This window comes from Clostridium sp. CAG:265 (assembly GCF_000436575.1).
In the GTDB taxonomy this organism is placed as follows: domain Bacteria; phylum Bacillota; class Clostridia; order Clostridiales; family Clostridiaceae; genus Clostridium; species Clostridium lentum.
Genome location: NZ_FR886595.1, coordinates 21,151 through 38,467, shown reverse-complemented (window position 1 = coordinate 38,467; position 17,317 = coordinate 21,151). Strand labels below are relative to the sequence as shown.

The 17,317-nt window shown below is 28.7% G+C and carries 13 protein-coding genes; 6 read left to right on the top strand and 7 right to left on the bottom strand.

Annotation, left to right across the window (positions count from 1 at the left end):
* Positions 1 to 23 precede the first annotated feature (23 nt).
* Entirely contained in the window at positions 24 to 1,079 is a 1,056-nt protein-coding gene (locus Q5O29_RS03635; protein WP_022211643.1) for an aldose epimerase family protein, read from the top strand.
* 75 nt (positions 1,080 to 1,154) lie between these two features.
* On the opposite strand, the gene Q5O29_RS03630 is transcribed toward Q5O29_RS03635, so the two are convergent.
* From Q5O29_RS03630 to Q5O29_RS03615, 4 genes are read right to left on the bottom strand one after another with little or no spacing between them, the layout of a single operon-like run.
* Entirely contained in the window at positions 1,155 to 1,601 is a 447-nt protein-coding gene (locus tag Q5O29_RS03630; RefSeq protein ID WP_022211642.1) for a Fur family transcriptional regulator, read from the bottom strand.
* 46 nt (positions 1,602 to 1,647) lie between these two features.
* Positions 1,648 to 2,490, bottom strand: a complete 843-nt coding sequence (locus tag Q5O29_RS03625) for a metal ABC transporter permease (RefSeq protein ID WP_022211641.1) — start codon at positions 2,488 to 2,490, stop codon at positions 1,648 to 1,650.
* A gap of 2 nt (positions 2,491 to 2,492) precedes the next feature.
* On the bottom strand, positions 2,493 to 3,281 hold the full coding sequence (locus tag Q5O29_RS03620; protein WP_022211640.1) for a metal ABC transporter ATP-binding protein: 789 nt from the start codon (positions 3,279 to 3,281) through the stop codon (positions 2,493 to 2,495).
* A complete protein-coding gene (locus tag Q5O29_RS03615; protein ID WP_022211639.1) occupies positions 3,278 to 4,231 on the bottom strand; it encodes a metal ABC transporter solute-binding protein, Zn/Mn family in 954 nt (317 codons plus the stop codon). Before Q5O29_RS03615 ends, Q5O29_RS03620 begins: the two co-directional genes overlap by 4 nt.
* 229 nt (positions 4,232 to 4,460) lie before the next feature.
* On the opposite strand from Q5O29_RS03615, the gene Q5O29_RS03610 reads away from it, so the two are divergent.
* Entirely contained in the window at positions 4,461 to 5,753 is a 1,293-nt protein-coding gene (locus Q5O29_RS03610; protein ID WP_022211638.1) for an NCS2 family permease, read from the top strand.
* A 135-nt stretch (positions 5,754 to 5,888) separates the two neighbouring features.
* Here Q5O29_RS03610 and Q5O29_RS03605 read toward each other — a convergent pair whose 3' ends face one another.
* Positions 5,889 to 6,326, bottom strand: a complete 438-nt coding sequence (locus Q5O29_RS03605) for a MarR family winged helix-turn-helix transcriptional regulator (RefSeq protein WP_022211637.1) — start codon at positions 6,324 to 6,326, stop codon at positions 5,889 to 5,891.
* Between the two features lie 178 nt (positions 6,327 to 6,504).
* On the opposite strand from Q5O29_RS03605, the gene Q5O29_RS03600 reads away from it, so the two are divergent.
* The 4 genes from Q5O29_RS03600 (at position 6,505) to Q5O29_RS03585 (ending at position 14,938) form a co-directional block, all read left to right on the top strand.
* Positions 6,505 to 8,757, top strand: a complete 2,253-nt coding sequence (locus Q5O29_RS03600) for an ABC transporter ATP-binding protein (RefSeq protein ID WP_022211636.1) — start codon at positions 6,505 to 6,507, stop codon at positions 8,755 to 8,757.
* On the top strand, positions 8,750 to 10,588 hold the full coding sequence (locus Q5O29_RS03595; protein ID WP_022211635.1) for an ABC transporter ATP-binding protein: 1,839 nt from the start codon (positions 8,750 to 8,752) through the stop codon (positions 10,586 to 10,588). The genes Q5O29_RS03600 and Q5O29_RS03595 overlap by 8 nt, the downstream gene beginning before the upstream one ends.
* Positions 10,589 to 10,862: 274 nt before the next feature.
* The gene (locus Q5O29_RS03590) at positions 10,863 to 13,013 is read left to right on the top strand and encodes a YhgE/Pip domain-containing protein (RefSeq protein ID WP_022211634.1); all 2,151 of its coding nucleotides are present in this window, start codon (positions 10,863 to 10,865) and stop codon (positions 13,011 to 13,013) included.
* Between the two features lie 167 nt (positions 13,014 to 13,180).
* Positions 13,181 to 14,938 carry a helicase-related protein gene (locus Q5O29_RS03585; protein WP_022211633.1) on the top strand — a complete coding sequence of 586 codons (1,758 nt, stop codon included), beginning with the start codon at positions 13,181 to 13,183 and terminating at the stop codon, positions 14,936 to 14,938.
* A gap of 101 nt (positions 14,939 to 15,039) precedes the next feature.
* Here the strand turns inward: Q5O29_RS03585 and Q5O29_RS03580 are convergent, their stop codons facing one another.
* Complete coding sequence (locus Q5O29_RS03580; RefSeq protein ID WP_022211632.1) at positions 15,040 to 15,225, bottom strand: hypothetical protein; 186 nt, start codon at positions 15,223 to 15,225, stop codon at positions 15,040 to 15,042.
* Between the two features lie 135 nt (positions 15,226 to 15,360).
* Entirely contained in the window at positions 15,361 to 17,280 is a 1,920-nt protein-coding gene (abc-f, locus tag Q5O29_RS03575; protein WP_022211631.1) for a ribosomal protection-like ABC-F family protein, read from the bottom strand.
* Positions 17,281 to 17,317: the final 37 nt, after the last annotated feature.

Sequence of the window (17,317 nt, the reverse complement as noted above, 5' to 3'; positions counted from 1 at the left end):
AGATAAAAGGGGGGAGCAAAACTTTGAGTATAAAAGTAGAAAAAATTAATAAAATTATTGATAATAAAGAAATATACATATATTCATTAAGCAATGAAAACGGATTGACTGCAAGAATAATGAATTATGGTGGAGTTATTTTATCATTAGACATTCCAGATAAAAATGGAGATAAAAGAGATGTAGTTTTAGGCTTTGATTATTTAGATGATTATACAACAAGTACTGTATATTTTGGAGCGTTAGTAGGACGTTGTGCTAACAGAATACAAGAAGCTGTAATAAAAATTGATGGAAAGGAATACAACCTAGTAAAGAATGATGGAAATAATCATCTTCATGGTGGAAAGAAGGGCTTTGATAAACAGGTTTGGAACTCTACGATTAAAGAAGATAAACAAGGTGAATATCTTGAGCTAACTTATTTAAGCAAAGATAAAGAAGAAAATTACCCAGGAAATTTAAATGTTACAGTAAATTACAGATTAAATAATAAAAATGAGCTTGTAATAGAATATAAAGCTAAAAGTGACAAGGATACAGTGGTGAACCTAACTAATCACTCATATTTTAACTTGGCTGGACAAGAGTCAGGAGACATATTAAATCATAAGTTAAAGATATATGGTAGTTATATAACTACAGCTGATGAAGAAAGTATTCCTAGGGGAGAAATTAGAAATATAAAAAATACTCCAATGGACTTTACAGAATTTAGAGTAGTTGGACAAAACATAGATGATGATTATGATCAATTAAACAATGGTCATGGATATGATCATAACTGGATTATAGATGGAGAAGAAGGAAATCTAAATATTGTAGCAGAAGTGATAGAAGATACTTCAGGTATAAAAATGGATGTTTATAGTACAATGCCAGGAGTACAATTTTATACTGGAAACTTTTTAGAAGGACAAAAAGGAAAGAATGGAGTTGTGTATAAAAGAAGAGCTGGTTTATGCTTAGAAACTCAGTATTATCCAAATGCATTAGCAAATCCGGAATTTCCAAGTACTATACTTAAGGCTGGTGAAGAATATAACCACACTACTATTTATAAATTTACTACTAAGTAGTAGATTTATAAATAATAATTGAAAATAAAAAAATGGATTATTATCCCTTATCAATTAAAAAAAGCCATTACGATGTTAATCGTAATGGCTTTTTTTATGCTTTCTACACTCTTTACATATGCCATATATTTCTAGCTTATGTCCTGTTATTTCAAAATCTAAATTATCTTCTAATTCACTTTCATATTTTGAAAGTGGACAATTTTCTAAAGGAAATATTTTTTTGCAGGATGTACAAACTAAATGGTGTTTATGCTTTAATGTATTTATTTCATAAAAAGTTTTGTTAGTATCACCAAGTACATATTTAATTATTAAATTATTATCTGCTAAAGTATCAAGTATTCTATATACAGATGATAAATTTATGGATATGCCTTGTTCTTTTAGCTTTAAAAAGATATCTTCTGCTGTTAAAGGCTGATTTTCAATTTCTAAAACTTCTAAAAGTGAGTTTCTATGCTTTGTAACTTTTAAGCCTTTTTTCTTTAGCGCTGTAGTAAAATCAGTTTTTGTTTGCAAACTTAAATCCTCCAAATTTTTATATAATTATTGCTAATTACTTATATTATATAAACTTTTTCTTTAAAATTAAAGTTATGAAAAATACCACAGAAGAAACTAAAACTATAGTTGCTCCAGTAACTGTATTTAAGTAATAAGATAATATAAGGCCTGTTATACCTGAAAATAATGCAATAATCATAGAAAATAAATTATATTGTCTTACATTTTTAGCAATATTTCTAGCAGAAGCTCCTGGAAGTACTAATAAGGAGTTAATAATAAGAAGTCCTACCCAGCTTACAGTAAGTGTTACAACTACAGCAATAGTACATGTAAATAGGATTTCTATTAATAATGTATTGATACCACGACTATTTGCTAGAGAAGTATTTAAACTAGTTATAAGTAGCTTATTAAAAATAAAATACCATAAAATAATTACTGCTACAAATACAATGATAAGCAGTATTATTTCAGAGCTAGTAATGCTAAGTAAGTCACCAACTAGATATGAAGAAAATTTACTAAGGCTACTAGAATAACTCATAAGTACTAATCCTAAAGCAATGGCTGTAGATGAAAATACTCCAATGATAGTATCGGTGGATGAAGCCCCTTTATTTTTAATTACAGTAATTGCTATGGCAAAGCAAATTGAAAATAATGTTGCACCCCACATTGGATTTAAACCACCAAAAAGAATACCAAGAGCAATTCCAGTAAAAGCACCATGCCCTAAGGAATCAGCAAAGAAGGACATTTTGTTATTAACAACCATAGTACTAAGAAACCCAAAAAGTGGAGTTACTATTAATACTGCCAGTAAGGCATTTTTCATAAAAGTATATGATAGCCATTGAAATGGTAAAAGTGTATCCATCAAGTTATAAATAAAATCAAACATTGTTATAGTCCTCCTGATGTAGATGATTTATCATTGTAATTTAAACCAAAGAGCTTTTTAGTGGCTGGATTATTAAATACTTGAGCAGGAGTGCCTGAACATACTACTGTACCATTAATAAGAGCTACTCTGTCAGAGTACTTATAAACCAAATCAAGATCGTGAGAAACTAAGATAATAGATAAATCATAATTTTTTTTTATTTCCATCAGTATATGATAAAAAAGTTCAGTTCCATTTTGATCTACACCTGAAATAGGTTCGTCCAGTAATAAGATATTAGGTATTGGATCTAAAGCTAAAGCAAGCAAAACCCTCTGCATTTCTCCACCAGATAAAGCTCCCAGTCTTCTGTCAATTAAATGTGAAGCTTTTACTTTACATAGGCTTTCGTAGACTTCATTTCTAATTTTCTTTTTAGGGTTAAAGATAGATGGTCTAGGAGATTTACAAGAAGTAAATAAATCTAAAACACTTATTGGTGAATTAGCATCAAAAGTAAGATATTGAGGTACATAACCAATTATAGGTTGATGAAATGCTACATCATTTGTACCAAGAAATTTTAAGCTTCCTTGATGTTTAATTTCACCTAATAATGCTTTTAAAAGTGTGCTTTTTCCAGCTCCGTTTGGACCAATAAGAGAAGTTAATTCTCCACAATGAATATGGAGATTAACGTTATCTAAAATCTTGTTACTACCAAGGGTTACAGAAAAGTTTTCAATTTTAGTACAGCAAAAGTTCTTACAGCTTTCATTAATGTTAGAAAAGTTATTTTTATTTATCATTTTAAGGCCTCTTTCAAAGTATTTAAATTTTCTTGCATTTTGATAATATAGTCGTTATAGGCTTTTTCATTGGAATCGCCAGTTACAATTGGATCAAGAGTATATATAGAAGCGCCAGTTTCTTTAGCAATTGTGTCAGCAATTTTTGAAGAATATTGAGGTTCTGTAAATAGAGCTTTAATATTTTTTTCATTAATTATTGAAATAATATTTTCTACTTCTTTAGCAGATGGTTCAGAGTCTGGTTCGATTTCTATTACGCCTACAATATTAAGACCAAATTCCTCAGCAAAATAAGGAAAGGCTTCATGAAAAGTTATAATATCTTTATGAGCTATATTGTCTAAAGTTGAGTGCATTTCAGTTTTTAAGTTTTCAAGTTTTGCAATATATTCATTGGCATTATCTTGATATTCATTATCATGATTTGGATCTAAAGAAGAAAGTTCTTCAGCTATATTAGAAACTTCTTCAATATTCTTAGAGATACTTACCCAAACGTGAGGATTAACATCGTGATCATGATCTTCATGGTCATGGTCTTCTGTGTGATCATCATGCTCTGTATCTTCAATTAAATCAATTCCTTTACTGGCTTCAATTATTTTTAAATCAGAATATTCATCTATAACATCATCTAAAAATGATTCCATTCCTGCACCATTAATTATTAATATATCGGCATTGCTTAAAGTTTTTAAATCTTTTGTAGAAAGACTGTAATCATGAAGGCAACCAGTTTGAGAAGTTGTCATATTTAGAACTTCTACATTTGGAATATCTTTAACTATGTTTAAAGTAGATATATACATTGGATAAAAAGAAGTAACAATGGTTAATTTATTATTAGATTCTGTAGAATTATTAGATTTTGCTGAATTATTGCAGCCTGTAAGAAACAGAGATACTAGAATAATTATGGTTAAAATTTTTGTTAATGTAGTTTTCATTAATATCCTCCTAAATTCAAATAAGAATAGTTTGCATTTGCATATATAATATTATAAACTAAAAAGAGGAATTTTAGAACAAAAAAGTAAAAAATAATAAATAATATAATGATTTTACGAATGATAAACATTAACTATAAATAAATATTCGATAAAACTATTGAAAAAATATAAAAATATGATATTATAATTTAGTATTTAGCGAAATAAAAGAAAAGGAAGATAAAAAATGGAAAGATTTTTTAAACTTAAAGAAAATAATACGAATGTTAGACAAGAAGTTGTAGCAGGGATTACTACATTTATGACAATGGCATACATACTAATAGTAAATCCTACAATTTTATCAGCAGCAGGAATGGATTCAGGGGCTGTTTTTACAGCAACAGCATTATCATCTATAGTGGCAACATTAATTATGGGTATATATGCAAAGTTACCATTTGCTCAAGCTCCAGGTATGGGATTAAATGCTTTTTTTGCATATACAGTAGTATTACAAATGGGATATTCATTTGAGTTTGCACTAACAGCAGTTTTATTAGAAGGTTTAATTTTTATATTGTTAACATTATTTAATGTACGTGAAGCAATAGTTGATTCTATTCCAGTTAATATAAAGAAAGCTATTTCAATAGGAATTGGTTTATTTATAGCTCTATTAGGGCTTGAAGCAGCTGGAGTAGTAATCGGTGATGGAGCTACAATACTAGCATTAGGTGATGTAAGAAATAACACGATTCTTCTATCATTAATTGGTATACTAATCACTGGTATATTAGTAGCGAGAAAAGTTAAAGGTGCATTATTCTTAGGAATGATTATTACAACAATCATTGGTATTCCTATGGGAGTAATTGAGTTACCTAACTCTATAGTAAGTATTCCACCATCAATTAGTTCTACATTTATGAAATTTGAATGGCATAATATTTTTTCATTTGATATGGTAATAGTATTATTCACATTATTATTTATGGATATGTTTGATACAATTGGAACATTGGTAGGAGTGGCTACAAAAGCAAATATGCTTGATGAGAATGGTAGAGTTAAGAACATTAAAAAAGCTTTATTTGCTGATGCAATTGGTACAACAGTAGGAGCTTGTTTAGGAACAAGTACTGTAAGTACTTTTGTTGAAAGTGCATCTGGAGTTGCTGAAGGAGGAAGAACTGGTCTTACAGCAGTATCTACAGCAGGAATGTTCTGTTTAGCATTATTCTTTGCACCGTTATTTGGAATGGTTACACCAGCAGTTACAGCGTCAGCTTTAGTTATAGTTGGATTATTTATGATTGAAAATATCAAGGACATAAATTTAGAAGATTATACAGAAGCTATTCCAGCTTTCCTTACAATAATAATGATGCCTTTTGCATATTCTATAGCAGATGGGATTGCCTTTGGAGTGCTATCATATATAGGAATAAAAGCATTTTCTGGAAAAATAAAAGAAATAACAATACCTACATGGATAATTGGAGTAGTTTTCATACTAAAATTTATTTTGATACATTAAAATATATAGAATTAAAAATAGACACATTAGTTGATATAAAACCAACTAATGTGTCTATTTTTATTACTTTAATTTAAATGAAAAAATAATATTTATATATTGCTATATTATTTCAATGAAAGCATATACCTAAAATTATGTTATTTTAGGTATTAAATTTAAAATGTTATCAATTGATTCAGAAAGAAGATTTAATTCAGCTTCATCTAAAACTTTTATTTTATTATAGATGTTATTTTTAACTTGAGCTTCTAAAGATTTAAATAAATTGCATGCTGATTTTGTGTGTTTAATTAATATAACTCTTCTATCATTATCATCACAATATCTTTCAACATAGCCATCGTTTACTAATTTATCAATAATTGGAGTCATATTAGGTTTAGATATTGATAAATCTTTAGCTACTTTTGAAATAGGATTTGCTCCGTTATGTATTAAATAAAATAAAACTTTAGCATGAGATGAAGGAAGATTTAATGATTTTAAAGCATCATTTGGATTAAAAACTCGTCTATTTAGAGATAATAAAAGTATGTATAAATTATTAGGTATATGGTCTATAGAATTCATAAGTTACCTCCTGAATTTCTTAATATTATCATTATAATCTAATGTATAAAAATTTACAATAAAATAGTGATAAAAATATAATTATTATATAAATATAATAAAATCTATTGACGGAAAAAGGTTATAAAAATATAATAGTTATTAAATAATAAGTTTAATGCATAAGGAGAATAAAGCAATGAAAAAATTACTAAAATATTTAAGGCCTTTTGCAGGAGCTATAATAGTTGCAATAATGCTATTATTTGTTCAAGCAATAAGTGATTTATCACTGCCAAGCTATATGTCTAATATAGTTAATATTGGAATACAGCAAAAGGGTATCGAAGATGCAGTACCAAAAGCAATAAAATCTTCTGAACTAAATAAGTTATTATTATTTACTAATAGTGACGATAAAAAAGTGGTTGAAGATAATTATAAGCTCATAAGGAAAGAAGAATTATCTGATGATGATTATGAAAAATATATAAAACAATATCCAGAGTTAGCCAATGAGGATATATATGTATTAGATACTAAGAGTAAAGATGTAAAAAGGAAATTGAATGAGATTCTAGGTAGACCTATGCTAATAACATCTCTATTTGAAAGTGGAGATGCTACTAAAGTTATGGGGGATTCTGGTAATGTTATGGCTGCACCTGAAGGTGTTGATATGGCAAATATGGATCCTTTCATGATGTTATCTAATATGCCAGAAGAGCAAGTTTTAGAAATTATTAAGGGAATTAATGAAAAATTAGATGAAATGCCTGAAAGTATGGTTACTCAATCAGCAGTTACATATGTTAGGGAACAATATAAAGAGTTAGGTATAGATATTGATAAAGTACAGACAAATTATTTATTTATGGCAGGTGCTAAGATGCTAGGAGTTGCTTTAATAGGAACTATTGCAGCAGTAATAGTTACATTTATAGCAGCAAGAATAGCAGCAGCATTAGGAAGAAATTTAAGAAAAGATGTATTTAATAAGGTTGTAGGTTTCTCCAATGCTGAATTTGATAGATTCTCAACAGCATCACTTATTACAAGAACTACTAACGATATTCAGCAAATTATGATGTTGATAGTTATGGGACTTAGAATAGTATTTTATGCACCTATATTAGGAATAGGTGGTATAGTAAAAGTAGTTAAGAGTGGAGCTGGAATGGGATGGGTTATAGTAGTGGCTGTAGTATCTATCTTATCTTTAGTGGCAGTGTTATTTGTATTTGCAATTCCTAAATTTAAGATGGTACAAAAGCTAGTGGATAAATTAAACCTAGTAACAAGAGAAAGTTTAACAGGAATGCTTGTAATAAGAGCTTTTAGCACAGAAAAGTATGAAGAAGAAAAATTTGAAAGAGCTAACATGAATTTAACAAAGACAAATCTTTTTGTTAATAGAGCAATGTCTATGATGATGCCTTTAATGATGTTCATTATGAATGGAGTAACGCTTTTAATAGTATGGGTAGGTTCTCATAGAGTTGATTCCGGTGTAATGCAAGTTGGAGATATGATGGCATTTATGCAATACGTTATGCAAATAATTATGGCATTTTTGATGATTTCAATGGTATCAGTTATTTTACCAAGAGCATTAGTTTCAGCAGGACGTGTATCAGAAGTTTTAAATACTGATATTGCCATAAAGAATATTGAAAATCCAGTTAGCTTTAAAGTAGAAGAAAAAGGTGAAATTGAATTTAAAAATGTTTCATTCAAATATCCAGGGGCAGATGAATATATATTAAAAGATATTAATTTCAAAGCTAAATCTGGAGAAACTACAGCTTTTATAGGAAGCACAGGTAGCGGTAAATCAACACTTATTAATTTAATTCCACGTTTTTATGATGTTACTAGTGGTGAAATTTTAATTGATGGAGAAAATATTAAAAATGTTTCATTACATGACTTAAGAGAAAAAATAGGTTTTGTTCCACAAAAAGGGATGCTTTTTTCAGGGACTATTGAATCTAACTTAAAGTATGGTGGAGAACATATAAGTGATGAATATATGCATAAAGCAGCTGAAATAGCTCAAGCAACAGAATTTATTTCTAGCAAAGAAAGTGGATTTAACACAGAGATTTCTCAAGGTGGTACTAATGTATCAGGAGGGCAAAAACAAAGATTAGCTATTGCTAGAGCACTGGCTAAGAATTCAGAGATATTTATATTTGATGATAGTTTTTCAGCTTTAGACTTTAAGACAGATGCTAAATTAAGAAAAGCTATAAATGAAGAATTAAGTGATAGTACGCTATTAATAGTAGCTCAAAGAATCAGTACAATAATGAATGCTGATCAGATATTAGTGCTAGATGAGGGGAAAGTTGTAGGGAAAGGAACTCACAAAGAGCTTATGGAAAATTGTGAAGTTTATAGACAGATAGCTTTATCACAACTTTCAAAGGAGGAGCTTCAAGATGAGTAATGATCAAAGAAAAATGAGAGGTCCCATGGGAGGACCTATGGGCGGTATAAGAGCTGGTGGTGAAAAAGCCAAAGATTTTAAGAAGACTATGAAATCTTTAATGTCTTATTTAAAGCCTTATAGATTGATGATAATAATAGTAATAATATTTGCCATAGGTTCAGCAGCATTTTCAATTGTAGGACCTAAGATATTAGGAAGGGCAACAACAGCTTTATTTGAAGGTTTAGTTAGCAAAGTTACAGGTCAGGCTGGAGCAGGAATTGATTTTGGATATATAGGACAAATAGTAATAGTATTATTGGTTCTATATGTGATAAGTACTATTTTTTCATTGATACAAGGTTTTGCAATGTCAGGAATAGCACAAAAGGTTTCTTATAAGATGAGAAAAGAAATATCAGAAAAAATTAATAGAATGCCTTTAAAGTATTTCGATACTAAAACTCATGGAGAAGTGTTATCAAGAGTTACTAATGATGTTGATACAGTAAGCCAGACGCTAAATCAAAGTATGTCACAAATAATAACTTCAGCAACAACTTTAATTGGTGTACTTATTATGATGTTTTCAATCAATTGGGTAATGACATTGGTAGCATTATTAATAATACCAGTATCCTTAGGGCTTATATCAGTAGTTGTTAAGAAATCACAAAGATACTTTAAAAGTCAACAAGAATATTTAGGACATGTAAATGGTCAAGTTGAAGAAGTGTACTCAGGACACAATATAGTAAAGGCCTTTAATTCAGAAGAAAGAGAAATTAATACATTTAATGATTTAAATGATACTCTTTATAAGAGTGCTTGGAAATCTCAATTTTTATCAGGGCTTATGCAACCAATAATGATGTTTGTTGGGAATTTAGGATATGTTTTAGTATCAATTATTGGGGGATTTTTAGCCATCAAAGGATCTATAGAAGTGGGTGATATTCAAGCTTTTATTCAATATGTGAGATCTTTTACACAACCTATAGCACAAACAGCACAAATTGCTAATGTTCTTCAATCTACAGCAGCTGCCGCTGAAAGAGTTTTTGAATTCTTAGATGAAGAGGAAGAAGTTAGAGATGTGGAAAATCCTATAAGTACTAAAGAAATTATTGGTGAAGTGGAATTTAACCATGTACATTTTGGATATAATCCAGAAAAAACAATAATTAATGATTTTACAGCAAAGGTTAAACCTGGGCAAAGAGTGGCTATAGTAGGACCTACAGGAGCTGGTAAGACTACTATGGTTAAGCTGTTAATGAGATTCTATGAAGTTAATGAAGGAAATATAACTATAGATGGACATAATATAAAGGACTTCAGTAGAAGCGATTTAAGAAAGATGTTTGGTATGGTATTACAAGATACTTGGTTATTTAATGGCAGTATAATGGATAACTTGAGATATGGAAGATTGGATGCCAGTGATGAAGAAGTTAAGAGAGCTGCTAAAGCAGCCCATGTAGACTCATTTATCAAAACACTTCCAGATGGATATAATATGGAATTAAATGAAGAAGCAAGTAACGTATCACAAGGGCAAAAACAACTTTTAACTATAGCAAGAGCAATACTTGCAGATCCCAAAATACTTATTCTAGATGAGGCTACAAGTTCTGTTGATACAAGGACAGAATTGCTTATACAAAAAGCTATGGATAAATTAATGGAAGGAAGAACAAGCTTTATTATAGCTCATAGATTATCAACTATAAGAGATGCAGATTTAATATTAGTGATGAAAGATGGAGATATTATTGAACAAGGAAACCATCATGAATTATTAGAAAAAGACGGATTCTACGCATCGCTATATAATAGTCAATTTTAAAATAATATTATTATAATAATATTTCTGATAATATTTAACAATTTCAGCTATAAATATGAACAGATATTTAAAGAATGTTCACGTTTTTAGACCGAATAGTATAAAAATGTAAAAAGACATATTTTTAGAACATAATTAAATATAATGGTCATAAAAGAAGAAATTTGCCCTAATATGAGGTTTGAAGAGTTTGGCTAAAAATTATACTATATATAAATAAAAAGGATTGGATAAATATTATTATATGACTTAAGATGAGAAAGGGGCAAACAAGGTGAATAATATTTTTAAAATTTACAAAGATGATATTAAAAAAATATTTACTAATTATGCAGCACTAATAGTATTTATAGCACTTTCTATATTACCTTCTTTATATGCCTGGTTTAATATTAAGGCAAGTTGGGATCCATATGGTAAAGAAGCAACTAGTCAAATAAAAATAGGTGTAGTAAATAAGGATAAAGGTGCAGAGCTTAAAGGTGAATTTAAAAACATAGGAAATCAGATTATAGATCAGCTAAAAGAAAATGATGTCATGGGATGGCAATTTGTAAGTGAAAAAGAAGCTGTAAAAGCCGTTGAGGAAGGTAGTTATTATGCAATGATTACTATTCCAGAAGAATTTTCTGAAGATATATTATCATTAATAACTGATGATATTAAAAAAGGAAAAATTATTTATACTGTTAATGAAAAGGTAAATGCAATAGCGCCGAAGATTACTGTTAAAGGTGCAACAGCAGTACAAGAAAATGTTAATAAAACAGTTATAGAAACGGTAAGTGATATAGTTCTTTCAACAGCGAAAGATTTAGGAATAGAAGTTGAAGGACAGCTACCTAAGTTAGATAATTTATATGATAAACTTGTGGAAATTCAATCTAAATTTAAAGATTTATATGAAACAACAGATTTAGCTTATGATGGAGTAAATAAAGTAGCTGATTTAGTAACAAATCTTCAAAATGATATTCCATTAATTACTGATACTTTAAATAGTACAAAAGGATTAGCAACAAATTTAATTGATTTTATAACTACATCTCAAGGAGAGATAAATAATATAGCACCAACAATTAAAACAGATATTGGTTTGGTAAAAGACTTAGCAGATGAAGTATCATCTTATGTAGATGTGGTAATTAATGCTATAAAAACTAATGGTGAAAATGTAAAAGTATTATTAGAAAATTTAAGTACTAAAGTAAGTAGTCTTAAAGAATATGTTACATCTATAAGAGTATTAGTAGAGAAGATAAATGGTCAATCACAAAATGGAGCATTATCTGGAGTTCTTAGTCAATTAGAAACAGCTGAAAATAATTTAAATCAGTTATATAATGAAATTCAAAGTATAAGGAATTTACTTGATAATGGAAATGTATTAGACACATCAAAACTTGAAAATGCAAAAACTGTATTAAATGATGTAAGTAATATTGCAGGAAATTTATATGAAAAATTTGATACAGAAATATTAGGAAATATAAATACAATATTAAATACAGCTAATGATAGTGCAAAAAGTGCATTAGAAATATTACAAAGAGCACAAGATAAGCTACCAAAAGTAGAAGAAATATTGACAACTGTATCTGCTTTATGTAATAAAGGTAATGAAGGAATTAAATATGCAAAAGATAATCTTCCAAGAGCAGAAGAGATTGTAAATGAGGTAACTTCTAAGGTAGCTAAAATAAAAGATAGTAGCGATTTAAAAGATTTATTAAAACTAATAGCGAATAATGTTGAAGAGCGTTCTAATTATCTTACTTCACCAGTAGAGTTAGAAGAAAATTCTTTATATCCTATGAGAAATTATGGTACTGCTATGACTCCATTTTATTCAGTATTAGCTCTTTGGGTAGGTATGACTTTATTAGTATCTATGTTTAGTGTTGAGGCACATGGTGAATATAATCATATGGAAGTATATTTTGGAAAACTATTATTATTCCTTACAATAGGAATGACACAAGCTTTAATAGTATCATTAGGTGATTTATATTTATTAAAGATATATTGTGTAAATCCAGCATTATTTGTAACAGGAATTTTATTTACTAGTGTAGTATTTGTAGCTATAGTTTATTCATTAGTATCTGTATTTGGTAATGTTGGTAAGGTAACTGCAATAATATTACTTGTTTTACAAGTTGCAGGTTCAGGAGGAACATTCCCTATACAACTTACACCTAAGTTCTTCCAGATAATAAATCCATTTTTACCATTTACTTATGCTATTTCATTTGCTAGAGAAGCAATAGGAGGAGTAGTTCAATCAGTACTTGTAAAAGATATAGTTATAATGTTAATTTATATAGTAGTATCAATACTTATTTCAATATTCTTAAAGAAGCCAATAAATAATCTTCTAAGTGGATTCACTAAAAAGTTCCATGAAAGTGGATTAGGAGAGTAGTAATAAATAGTAGTAAAAATAAAAGTGCTAGATACAAAATTGTGTATCTAGTGCTTTTTTTAATAAAATTAAGAATTAAAGAATAAATTCCATGAAATGATAAAAGATATGGACAGGAATATGTTAAAATAAATTATAAGGATACTTTTGGAAGGGAGCTTAAATTCATGAAAAAAAATGCTGCTCAAAGGGAGTTTAAAAAGTTAAAAGGGCAAATAGCAAATATTGAGGACATAATAAAGCATTCTAAGGCAGGAGCTTTAGTAGAGCAAGAAACGGCTCTTAGAAAGAAACTTAAAACCTTGAAGGAAATGGAAAATCAAGGATTTAGGGAGTATAAAGAAGTAGTAATGAAGTATGAAGAAGCTTTAGAAGAAGCAGCTAAAAAGCTTTTAGAAGATTATAATAAAAAGAATAAAACAACATTTGATTTCTATGATGTAATTGCTGGAAATTATAATTCATTTCTTAACTCTGGATTTATGACAGTACTTACTAAGCTTCATATTCCTAAAATAGTAGGTGAAGAATTTGAAAAGAATTTTCCTGAAAATCCTAAGGAAGAATATAAGTTAGCAAGAGCAATAAAAAGAAAAATTATAATTCATTTAGGAGATACAAATACTGGAAAGACTTATAATGCTATTGAGCGTTTAAAAAGTGCAAAGAAAGGAATATATCTATCACCACTTAGAATTCTTGCTTTAGAAAATTATGAAAAGCTTAATAATGAAGGCGTTCCTTGTGATTTAATCACTGGCGAGGAAGAAATAATAAATGAGAATTCTACTCATGTTTCATGCACTATTGAAAAAGTAAATTTAAATGAAGAATATGATATAGCTGTTATTGATGAAATACAGATGATTGGTGATAGTAGGAGGGGAATGGCTTGGAGTAGGGCTTTATTAGGGTTAAGATGTAAAGAGATACATGTATGTGGAGCTTTAAATACCAAGGAGTTATTAGAAAAAATCTTAACTGATTGCAATGATGATTATGAAATAAATGAATATACAAGAAATACTCCATTGGAAGTTGAATATAATAACTTTAGCTACAATGATACTAAAGAAGGAGATGCTATTGTGGTATTTTCTAAGAAGAGAGTTTTAGAAATAGCACAAAGCTATTCAGAGAAGGGCATTAAAGCAAGTATTATCTATGGAGATTTGCCACCAGAAGTTAGAAAAATGCAGTATGCAGAATTCTTAAATAAAGAAACTAAAGTATTAGTAACTACTGATGCCATAGGAATGGGGGTAAATTTACCAATAAGAAGAATTATTTTTATGTCAGTTTCTAAATATGATGGAGAGGAAGTTAGAGAACTTACATCACAGGAAGTAAAACAAGTGGCAGGAAGAGCTGGAAGAAAGGGAATATATGATGTAGGTTATGTAGCAGCTGTAGGTGGAACACAAGATTTACTTAAAGAAAAGTTAGAGATGAAGGATAAGCCTATAGAGAAGGCTGTTATAGGCCCATCAGATGCCATATTAAAGATAAAGAACTTACCATTAAATCAAAAATTAGCATTATGGAAGGATAGAGAAGAAAGCTTAGATTATTATACAAAGATGGATATAAGTGAATATTTATTAATACTTGAGAGAATTAAAAAGTATAAGTTAAAGGAAGTAGAACAGTGGAATTTAATAAGAGTTCCTTTTGATGTGTCTAGAGATGATTTAATGGAATTATTCTTATATTATGTAGATGAACTATTTGTATTAAAATACAAAGAATTAACAAAACCTCAATGTTTTGTAGGAAACTTAGATGATTTAGAAATATATTATCAGAAGATTAATATGTATTATTCATTTTCTAAGGTATTTAATTTGGATTTTGATGTGGAATGGGTCTATAATGAAAGAAGGAGAGTAAGTGAAGACATAAATGATATTCTAGTAAGAATTTAAATTAATTAAAAGTAAATGCATTAAGATACAATGATTTATCTTAATGCATTTTATTTTTAAAATTACATTTTATATGTAAAATATTAAGTTTAGAATAATTATTAGATTCTTTTTATATAATCTAATAGTTCTTCTTCAGTTGAAGTTTCAATTAATTCGTCATTAATATAAGCAACAAATTTTTGTCCGCATTGACCGATGCATCCAACTTCAACATTTTCATCACCAACAATTGTTTTAATGGCATCGATATCAACATTAGAACAATATCTGCATATTCTTATCATAGAAAGCACCCCCTAAATATTATTTTTCTTTAGTAATAATTTTTGCTTACTATATGCCTTAAGCAAGATTATATTATAACTAAATAAAAAAAAATTCAAGTGTTTTTTATGTGATAAATAAAAAAATGCTGAAATTTATTCAGCAAGTTTTTCCCATTCTTCATAAAGAGATTCCAGCTTACTTTCAGCTGAGCGTATTTCTTTATTAACCCTATTGCTTTCTTCAGGGTTAGAATAGACGCTTTCTAGGCATAGTTGATTTTGAAGTTCTTCTAAAGTTTCTTCTAATTCGCTAATACTTTTTTCTATATTTTTAATTTGAAGTTTTAATGCCTTTGCTTCTTTATCAGCTTCTCTTTTTTTCTTTTTTTCTTCTTTTATTTGTGTTTTTGTTTTACCAGCAGCTAATTCCTCATATTTATGGAAGCGGTTGGGGTTTTCCTTCTTTTCTTGATAATAGCTATAATTACCAAGGTATTCAGTAATTCCACCTTCCGTAAGTTCTAAAATACGATTTATAACCTTATTTAAGAAATATCTATCATGAGATATGATCATTAATGTGCCATCATATTGAAGGATGGCATCTTCTAGTGCTTCTCTAGATAGTATATCTAAATGATTTGTAGGCTCATCAAGTAAAAGTAAGTTTGACTTAGAAAGCATAAGTTTTAATAAGTTAATTCTACATTTTTCTCCACCACTTAATTTACTTATTTCTTTAAAAACATCATCACCAGTAAATAAGAATGAGGCAAGTACACTTCTAAGCTTAGCTGTAGTCATATTAGGGAATTCATCCCACACTTCATCTAAAATAGTTTTTGACATGTCAAGACTAGACTGCTCTTGATCGTAATAACCTACATTTACATTGGTACCTAATACTTTTAATCCGCAATCAGGTTCAATTTTATCCATTATTATTTTAAATAATGTTGTTTTTCCTCTACCATTTTCACCTATTAAAGCTACTTTTTCTCCACGTTTTAAATCTAATGAAAGATTTGTAAAAAGCATCTTATCACTATAGGATTTCTTCAAGTTTTCAATATGTAAAACATCATATCCGCTTTTAACTTGAGCTTCAAATTTTATCTTAGAGCTTTCTTTATCAGTAGGAGGAGCATCAATCTTATCCATTTTTTCTAGGGCTTTTTCTCTACTTTCTGCAGCTCTAATGCTTTTTTCACGATTGAAAGAACGGAATTTTTCAATTATAGCTTCCTGTCTTTTAATTTCTGCTTGTTGAAGATCATATGCTTTTTGTAAAGCTTCATATTTTTTCTTTCTTTGTTCAAGATATTTAGTATATGGAACATTATAAGTTTCAACGCTTCCACCGATTACTTCAAAAGTTTTATTTGTTACAGAATCAAGAAAGAATCTATCGTGGGAGATAACTAGCACAGTTCCTTTATAGCTTTTTAAGTATTCCTCTAACCAAGTTATTGCTTCTAAATCAAGATGGTTGGTAGGCTCATCAAGAAGTAGTATATCTGGTTTTCTTAAAAGAAGCTTACATAAAGCTACTCTTGTTTTTTGGCCACCACTTAAAGTAGATATTTCTTTATCAAAAAGTTCTTCTACAAAACCAAGTCCATTTAACACTCTAGATATTTCACCTTTATAAATATAACCACCTTTATGTGAATAGATGTCTTGAAGAGTAGTATAATCTTTTATTAATTTATCATGATAAGCTGCATTGCTAGCATCATAAGGCTCGTTCATTTTAACTTCTAAAGTAGCTAATCTATTTTCAATATTTAATAATTCTTCAAAGACAGATAAGGTTTCTTCATATATTGTTTTTGAAGAATCAAGAGATAAATTTTGTGATAAGTATCCAAGATTACTGGTTTTATCTATAAATACTTCACCAGAATCTTGGGAAAGCTCTTTAGTTATTATTTTAAAAAGAGTTGATTTACCTTCGCCGTTTGGGCCTATTACACCAACTTTATCTCCTTCATTTATAGAGAATGTAATGTTTTTTAATATATCTCTAATACCATAACTTTTACATATATCTTTACAACTTAAAACTATCATTATATTTAACCTCCATATTAAGTAGAGTCGTAATTAT